Here is a 2,657-nt window from a genome sequence, read left to right on the forward strand (position 1 = left end):
CGACGCCGCGCGTGAGCCCGCGCACGACGCGCGCGAGCCCAAGCCGCACCGGCACAAGCAGCGGGTCGCCGTGATCATCCCGGCGAAGGACGAGTCCCGGCGCATCGCCGCGACCGTCCGCTCCGCGCGCGCCATCCCGCACGTCGACCTCGTGCTCGTCGTCGACGACGGCTCCGAGGACAACACGCAGCACGTCGCGCGCGAGGCCGGCGCGGTCGTCGTGCGGCACTCGCACAACCGCGGCAAGGCCGCCGCGATGGAGACCGGCGCCGCCGTCGTCGCCATGCGCGACGCGCCCGACCGTCTGCCGCGCGTCCTGCTGTTCATCGACGGTGACCTGGGCGAGACCGCCGTCAACACCGCGCCGCTCGTGCCGCCCGTCGTCGAGGGGCACGCCGACCTGTCGATCGCGCTGCTGCCGCCGCAGCCCGGCGCGGGAGGTCGCGGCATCGTCGTGGGTGCCGCGCGGCGCGCCATCGCGTCGATGACGGGGTGGACGCCCACGCAGCCACTGTCGGGCATGCGCTGCCTCACGCGGGAGGCGTTCGAGGCCGCGACCCCGCTCGCGCGCGGGTGGGGCGTCGAGACGGGCATGACGATCGACCTGCTGCGTCAGGGGTTCCGCGTGATCGAGGTGCCGTGCGAGCTGCGGCACCGGCCGTCCGGGTCGGACCTCAAGGGTCAGCTGCACCGGGCGGCGCAGTACCGCGACGTGCAGCTCGCGGTCAGCGCGCGCCGGGTGCGGGGGGCGGCGGCGTCGGTGAAGCAGACGGTCGCACCGCGTCAGCGTCCGCCGCAGACGCACCGCTGACCTCGTCGGTCGCCACCGCCGCGGACGCACCTCTGGGGTCGACCGGCGCGTCCTGCACGGACCCACCGTCGGCTGCGTCCGTCGCGCCTGCCGTCCCGGCCTGCGCGGCCATGCCCGCCGGAGGTCGGTCGTCGACGGCCACGGCCGTGGGCTCGGGGTTCTCCAGGCGCCACTGCGCCGCTGCCGCGACGAGGCAGGGGACCGCGACCGCGATGCCCGTCGCGGGGACGACGATGCCGGAGTCGTTGATGAGGAACCCGACGCCGAGGCCGGCGCCGATCGCGAGCACCGCGGGCCGCAGGAGCGGGACGGCGGCCTGGAGCCCGGCGAGCGGGCTGCGCGGACCCATGAGGGCACCGCGCCGCGGCCGGTCGCCGGCCAGGACGATCCACGTGAGCGCGATGCCGAACACCGCGAGCACGAGGTAGCGCCAGTTGGTGAGCACGCGCAGGTTGACGGACAGCTTGCGGTAGACGACGTCCCACAGGCCGCCGTCGAGGACCGTCGCGAAGAACCGTCCGAGGTGCGTGCGGTCGGCGGGCGGCCGCATCCAGTCGAGCACCGCGAACCCGCCGACGACGAGGGCGCCGACGGCGAGGATGAGCGCGAGCGTCTTCCACTGCACCCGACGACCGCTGACGACGATGCCGAGCAGCGCGAACGCGAGGATGAGCGCGGGCGGGCCGCCGAAGTCGGAGCCGAGGCCGGGTGCGCCGTCGACGACGACGAGCAGGAGCCCGAGGGCCGCGACCAGGACGGTCGCGAGGACGCGTCGGCCGCGGCGCACGAGCGGGTCGGCGATCGCGACGGCCACGAGCAGGCCCGCGGCCGTGAGCAGCGCGAACGCCTGGTTGCTCATGCCGTAGAACCGGGCCGCGAGCAGCCGGTGCGCGCCCATCGGGGTGTCGATGACGAGGTGCGAGCCCGTGCACGCGTCGACGACGAGCACGCCGACGGTCACGGCGGCGACGAACCCGGCGGGGCCGAGGACCGAGCGCCGCCACGGCCCGACGAGCGCGAGCGCGGTGATGAGCGCGATCCAGGCGAGGACGGTCCACCAGAACGCCATGCGCGGGTCGGCGGCGCGCCACCACGGGACCAGGCCGGTGAGGAACGCCGTGATGGGCGCGGCGGCGAGCGCGAGCGACGCGATCTTCAGCGCGTGCAGCGCCGGGCGCAGCGGGCGTCGGTCGGAGCGGCCCTTGCGCGTGAGGATGATCGCGGCGGCGACGAAGAGCACGGCCTGCGCGAGCACCATGCGCGTCGAGAACCCGCCGCTGACGCGCGTGACCCACTGCGCCTGCTGCTGCACGTCGAGCAGCATCGCCATCCGCGCGGATGCCGTGGCCGGGCCCGCGGTCGGCAGGATCGTGGCGCCTGCGAGCGCCGGCGCGTCGTCGTCGAGGTCGAGGGCTGCGAGCAGCGTGGGCGTGACGTCGACCGTCTGGACCAGCCCGGGCTGCCGCGTCGCGCCCGACGTGAGCAGGTTGCGCGCGTACTCGGCGCCGTTCGGTGCGGTGCCGAGCGCCGCGGCGAGCTGGAGGGTCGCGCGGCTCGAGTCGGCGAGCGACACGACGAGGACCGTCGCCCCCGTGCGCTCGGTGGCGCGCAGGACCGCGCCGATGCGGTCGTCGAGCGTCTGCGCCTGGGCCGAGCGCGTGGGCTCGACGATCGCGCCCGGCGTCGGAAGCTCGGGGTCGGTCGGGTCCGCGATGCCGGGGATCTCGTCGCCGAGCTCCTCCTCGGGCGTCGTCGACGACCCGCGTGGCGCGGTCGCGTAGCCGGGGTCGCGCAGCACGCCCGCGTCGACGACCACGAGCTGCGAGGTCGCGAGCGCGTCACGGAC

Annotated in this window: 2 protein-coding genes; one reads left to right on the forward strand and one right to left on the reverse strand. The window is 75.9% G+C overall.

All coding sequences use genetic code 11. The annotated features are described in order from the left end of the window. Positions 1 to 70 precede the first annotated feature (70 nt). Positions 71 to 811, forward strand: a complete 741-nt coding sequence (locus HGA02_RS15700; RefSeq protein WP_168680019.1) for a glycosyltransferase — start codon at positions 71 to 73, stop codon at positions 809 to 811. On the opposite strand, the gene HGA02_RS15705 is transcribed toward HGA02_RS15700, so the two are convergent. Next, positions 726 to 2,657: hypothetical protein (locus HGA02_RS15705; RefSeq protein WP_168680018.1), on the reverse strand; the 1,932-nt coding region annotated here is incomplete at its 5' end. The two genes, HGA02_RS15700 and HGA02_RS15705, sit on opposite strands and share 86 nt — an antisense overlap.

It is taken from the genome of Cellulomonas septica, from assembly GCF_012396155.1.
Classification (GTDB): domain Bacteria; phylum Actinomycetota; class Actinomycetes; order Actinomycetales; family Cellulomonadaceae; genus Cellulomonas; species Cellulomonas septica.